5 protein-coding genes and 1 pseudogene are annotated in these 5,383 nt (G+C 48.3%); 3 read left to right on the plus strand and 3 right to left on the minus strand.

Annotation, left to right across the window (positions count from 1 at the left end; genetic code table 11):
* Together KQJ18_RS21245 and hisIE are read left to right on the plus strand one after the other, a co-directional pair.
* On the plus strand, positions 1–388 hold a 388-nt coding region (locus KQJ18_RS21245; protein WP_253297543.1), incomplete at its 5' end, for a HisA/HisF-related TIM barrel protein.
* Entirely contained in the window at positions 382–993 is a 612-nt protein-coding gene (hisIE, locus tag KQJ18_RS21250) for a bifunctional phosphoribosyl-AMP cyclohydrolase/phosphoribosyl-ATP diphosphatase HisIE (RefSeq protein ID WP_216422679.1), read from the plus strand. The genes KQJ18_RS21245 and hisIE, both read left to right, overlap by 7 nt.
* Positions 994–1,069: 76 nt before the next feature.
* Here hisIE and wzzB read toward each other — a convergent pair whose 3' ends face one another.
* Positions 1,070–2,050, minus strand: a complete 981-nt coding sequence (gene wzzB, locus KQJ18_RS21255) for an LPS O-antigen chain length determinant protein WzzB (protein WP_216422681.1) — start codon at positions 2,048–2,050, stop codon at positions 1,070–1,072.
* A gap of 400 nt (positions 2,051–2,450) precedes the next feature.
* Between wzzB and KQJ18_RS21260 the strand changes: the two genes are divergently transcribed.
* A complete protein-coding gene (locus KQJ18_RS21260; RefSeq protein WP_216422683.1) occupies positions 2,451–3,455 on the plus strand; it encodes an NAD-dependent epimerase in 1,005 nt (334 codons plus the stop codon).
* A gap of 59 nt (positions 3,456–3,514) precedes the next feature.
* Here KQJ18_RS21260 and ugd read toward each other — a convergent pair whose 3' ends face one another.
* Entirely contained in the window at positions 3,515–4,681 is a 1,167-nt protein-coding gene (ugd, locus tag KQJ18_RS21265) for a UDP-glucose 6-dehydrogenase (RefSeq protein ID WP_199965735.1), read from the minus strand.
* A gap of 197 nt (positions 4,682–4,878) precedes the next feature.
* Positions 4,879–5,383 (minus strand): annotated as a pseudogene (locus KQJ18_RS21270) (NADP-dependent phosphogluconate dehydrogenase); the annotation flags it as partial.

Below are 5,383 nucleotides of genomic sequence, written 5' to 3' on the forward strand. Positions count from 1 at the left end.
TACCTGGTATGACGCCGCAACCGGTAAATATCACGTTAACCAGTATACCGGTGATGAGAGTCGTACCCGCATCACGCAGTGGGAAACGCTGGATTGGGTGCAGGAAGTGCAGAAACGTGGCGCAGGCGAAATCGTGCTGAACATGATGAATCAGGACGGTGTGCGTAACGGCTATGACCTGGAGCAGCTGAGAAAAGTGCGCGACGTTTGCCACGTACCGCTGATTGCCTCCGGTGGCGCAGGCACCATGGAACACTTTCTCGAAGCCTTCCGTGATGCTGACGTTGACGGCGCGCTTGCCGCTTCCGTTTTCCACAAACAAATTATCAATATTGGCGAGTTAAAAACGTACCTGGCAACACAGGGCGTGGAGATCAGGATATGTTAACGAAGCAACAATGTCGCGAGCTGGACTGGGAAAAAACCGACGGATTGATGCCGGTTGTGGTGCAGCATGCGGTATCCGGCGAAGTATTGATGCTGGGTTATATGGACCCTGAGGCGCTGGATAAAACGCTTGAAAGCGGTAAGGTAACCTTTTTCTCGCGGACCAAACAACGCCTGTGGACCAAAGGTGAAACCTCTGGCAACTTTCTTAATGTGGTTAACATCGCGCCTGACTGCGACAACGACACCCTGCTGGTGCTGGTTAACCCGATTGGGCCAACCTGCCACAAAGGCACCTCAAGCTGTTTTGCTGACACCAGTCATCAGTGGCTGTTCCTGTATCAGTTAGAACAACTACTGGCTGAGCGTAAAACCGCCGATCCGGCAAGCTCTTACACGGCGAAGCTGTATGCCAGTGGCACCAAACGTATTGCGCAGAAAGTGGGGGAAGAAGGCGTGGAAACCGCACTGGCCGCCACCGTGCACGATCGTTTTGAACTGACGAATGAAGCTTCTGACCTGATGTACCACCTGCTGGTTCTGCTACAGGATCAGGAGCTTGATCTGACCACCGTGATTGAGAACTTACGTAAGCGTCATCAGTAATCGGCAGACGTAAAAAAACCGGGCGCTGTGAACTGCCCGGTTTTTTTGTGCTCAGAATAAAACTGCTGTCGGCCTGCTACGCTCTGGTTTTGTAACCACGCAGCGCATTTCGCCCCAGCACGATACCGGCACCAATCATTCCCCCCAGCAGAACGGCCAGTACCAGGGTAATGGCTTTTTTCGGACTGTCACGACGAATCGGTAACGTTGGTTTCATCACGTAGCGATAGGAGTGCAACTCTGCCCCTTCAAGCTTAAGATTTCTGATATCCAGCAGTGTTTGCTTGGTCTGGAAGTAGTTATCAGACAATATCAAAGGACGCGTAGCCTCGTGTTCAACCATAGATTTCAGGGCATCGCTACCCAGCAACAGCATGCTGTCCTGTGTAACATCCTGAGTTTGTTGAATTTGCGGCTTAGTCACACCCGCCTGTTCTGCATAACGCAGCGCTTCCTGGATTTGTTTAATTCGCAGATCTTTTTGTTCCTGAGCGACCACTTCCTGAGTCTTCAGAGAATCTTCTAGAGTACTGGTTTGCAGCTTGATGTTATCAGCCAGGTCAAGCTCCAGCTCTTTAGCAACATTTTCATCTGTTTGTTGAATGTATTCAGCCAGCTGACGCTGAGCATCTTCTGGAGAACTCGCCACATAGGAGACCGCTAACGGAAGTGGTTGGCCTTTAACAGACTGCTCAATCGACAGTTTCTGGGGTGTTTCCTGATTAGCAAGCGTTTCTGCCAGGGCAGAGAAAGAGGTACTGAAACGACCAACCACATTTGTCTGAAGTTCAGTCACCTTAGGCGCGTTGGTGCCATACAACACGTTGAGGGCGTTGTTATAGGTGGCAATTTGTCCAACATCGGGTTGAGTAATAATCGCGGTAGAGGTCCATTTCTCTTTAGCAACCGCCAGATAACCCACCGCCAGAACAATGGCAACGACAATCGCGACAACGATAGTGACTTTCCCACGCCATAACTGCATCAGCAAATCAATCAGATCAATCTGTTCCGGATCGTTACCTCGCCCGGACATGTTGTTATCACTTACAGACATAGATACCCTAATTAAGGAAGGAAGGACTTAAACTCGAATTAGTTTAGCTAAAAATTGAAGCAATTCCATAGGATTAATGATAAAAAATCAAATTGATTGAGAGATTTTGATTGGTATTTTAGTCCCTTGAGAAAAAAGAAAGGAGTTTAAAAAAAGTGTCAATACTGGAAGGCCACTGTTTGCAGGAAAAGCGTCAAACAGCGGGTTAAATGTCATCAAGCGTAAATGCCAGACATTCTCGTTAATTAAATTCACGGCATGAATATTTATTAACTTACCACTAAAAATGGCATGCGTAAAAAGGATAACCATTAGCTTTTTTGCCATCTGACGGTATTATTTCACTTTTCGTCGCACCAGATAGTGCCTGGCTGCTTTTTAGCCGAAAAGAGGAACGAACATGAAATACCTGGTTACGGGGGCTGCTGGTTTCATCGGCTTCCATGTTAGCAAACGCCTCCTTGAGGCTGGCCATCAAGTGGTCGGTATCGATAATCTGAACGATTACTACGACGTGAGTCTTAAGCAGGCCCGTCTGGAGCTGCTGGTACACCCCGGCTTCCAGTTTCATAAGATTGATTTAGCCGACCGGGAAAGCATGTCAGCACTCTTCGCATCCGGACATTTTGATCGTGTGCTCCATCTCGCTGCACAGGCTGGCGTACGCTATTCACTCGAAAATCCTCATGCTTACGCAGACTCCAATCTCACAGGTTTTCTGAACATACTGGAAGGTTGTCGGCATAATAAAATTCAGCATTTACTTTATGCCTCTTCCAGCTCGGTATACGGCATGAATCGCAAAATGCCTTTCTCAACGGATGATTCCGTCGATCACCCCGTATCCCTGTATGCTGCAACCAAAAAAGCCAACGAACTGATGGCCCATACTTATTCTCATCTGTACGGATTGCCCACAACCGGCCTGCGTTTCTTTACCGTATACGGTCCGTGGGGTCGCCCGGATATGGCGCTGTTCAAATTCACCAAAGCGATGCTGGAAGGGAAAAGTATTGACGTCTATAACTACGGCAAAATGAAGCGTGACTTTACCTATATTGGTGATATCGCAGAAGCAATTATTCTCTTGCAGGATGTCATTCCTGCGCCCAACGAGGAGTGGACTGTTGAAAGCGGTTCCCCGGCAACCAGCTCCGCGCCGTATTGCGTCTACAATATCGGCAATAGTTCACCGGTTGAACTGATGGATTATATCAAGGCTCTGGAAGAAGCTCTTGGCATCGACGCGACAAAAAATATGCTCCCGCTACAACCCGGTGATGTGCTGGAAACCAGCGCGGACACCAAAGCACTGTATGACGTTATTGGTTTTAAACCTACAACAACGGTTAAAGATGGGGTTAAGAACTTTGTTGACTGGTACCGTGATTTCTACAACGTTTAATTAGTAACCTGCTTAAAATAAAAAGGCCTTTAATAAGGCCTTTTTTGTCGAGATGATGATTAATCACTACCGAACAAATCGCGGGTATATACTTTTTCTGCAACATCTGCCAATTCAGACGTCATTCGATTAGAAATAATAACATCCGCTTCATTTTTAAACGCGTTTAGATCGCGAACTACCCGAGAGTGGAAAAATTCATCCTCTTCCATGACCGGTTCATAAATAATAACGGGTACGCCCTTGGCTTTAATACGCTTCATGATCCCCTGAATAGAAGATGCACGGAAGTTATCAGAACCACTTTTCATGATCAATCTGTACACGCCAACCACTTTAGGCTTACGCGCCAGAATGGAATCTGCAATAAAGTCTTTGCGCGTACGGTTAGCATCGACGATCGCGCCGATAATGTTATTCGGCACAGACGCGTAGTTCGCCAACAGTTGCTTAGTGTCTTTCGGTAAGCAGTAGCCACCGTAGCCAAAGGACGGATTGTTGTAATGATTACCAATACGCGGATCCAGACATACACCTTCAATAATCTGCCGGGAGTTCAGACCAAGGCTTTCGGCATAGCTATCAAGCTCGTTAAAATAGGCCACGCGTAACGCCAGATAGGTATTAGCGAACAGCTTGATGGCTTCGGCTTCAGTAGAATCAGTAAACAGCGTCGGAATATCTTTCTTCACCGCACCTTCCTGCAACAGCGCGGCAAACCGTTCTGCACGTTCGGAGCGTTCACCTATGACGATACGCGACGGATGCAAATTGTCGTATAGCGCACGCCCTTCACGCAGGAACTCAGGCGAGAAGAAAATATTATCAATGCCAAACTGTTCTTTAATTGAATTGGTAAAACCAACCGGAATGGTGGATTTGATGACCATCACCGCTTTTGGGTTAATTGCAACCACATCGCGGATAACGGACTCGACGCTGGAGGTGTTGAAGTAGTTGGTCTTCGGATCGTAATCAGTCGGTGTCGCGATGATCACATAATCCGCATCACGATATGCATCATACTTATCAGTCGTTGCACGAAAATTCAGCTGCTTTGTCGCCAGGTACTCTTCGATCTCTTTGTCAACAATCGGCGATTTTTTCTGATTCAGCATCTCGACCTTCGCCGGGACGATATCCAGAGCAACCACTTCATGGTGCTGGGCGATCAGAATACCGTTGGATAAGCCGACATAACCTGTTCCTGAGATAGTTATCTTCATTCGCTCTGTAACTTCTTCCAGTTAAACATTGAGGTTGAGCACACCACCAGCATTGTGGCGGATCGGCTCAGCATTGAATGAGTATATCGTGATTTGCTATAGCACCGCCTATCAGACCTGACCGAATCCCATTTTTTGACAATAAAAAAGCCCGGAGGAACGCTCCGGGCCTGGCTTTAGCAGTTGGCTATTTCAGATTAATCCAGCCATTCGGTGTGGAACACGCCTTCTTTATCGATGCGTTTATAAGTGTGCGCACCGAAGTAATCACGCTGGGCCTGGATCAGGTTCGCCGGCAGTACCGCAGCACGGTAGCTGTCGTAGTAGGCAACTGCAGCAGAGAAAGTCGGTACCGGAATACCATTTTGCACAGCGTAAGCCACGACATCACGCAGCGCCTGCTGGTACGCATCAGCAATGTTTTTGAAGTACGGCGCCAGCAGCAGGTTAGCGATACCCGCATTCTCCGCGTAAGCATCGGTGATTTTCTGCAGGAACTGCGCACGAATGATGCAGCCCGCGCGGAAAATCTTCGCGATCTCGCCGTAGTTCAGATCCCAGTTGTACTCGTCAGACGCAGCACGCAGTTGAGAGAAGCCCTGCGCGTAGGAGACGATTTTGCCCAGATACAGCGCGCGACGCACTTTCTCAACAAACTCAGCTTTATCGCCAGCCAGTTTGGCCTGCGGGCCGGACAGCACC

Source organism: Citrobacter sp. S55_ASV_140 (assembly GCF_018919505.1).
Taxonomy (GTDB): domain Bacteria; phylum Pseudomonadota; class Gammaproteobacteria; order Enterobacterales; family Enterobacteriaceae; genus Citrobacter; species Citrobacter werkmanii.

Excerpts from the sequence above, each read along its gene's own strand:
- wzzB (WP_216422681.1), bottom strand. The coding sequence starts at position 2,050 with ATGTCTGTAAGTGATAACAACATGTCCGGGCGAGGTAACGATCCGGAA.
- KQJ18_RS21260 (WP_216422683.1), top strand. The coding sequence starts at position 2,451 with ATGAAATACCTGGTTACGGGGGCTGCTGGTTTCATCGGCTTCCATGTT.
- ugd (WP_199965735.1), bottom strand. The coding sequence starts at position 4,681 with ATGAAGATAACTATCTCAGGAACAGGTTATGTCGGCTTATCCAACGGT.
- hisIE (WP_216422679.1), top strand. The coding sequence starts at position 382 with ATGTTAACGAAGCAACAATGTCGCGAGCTGGACTGGGAAAAAACCGAC.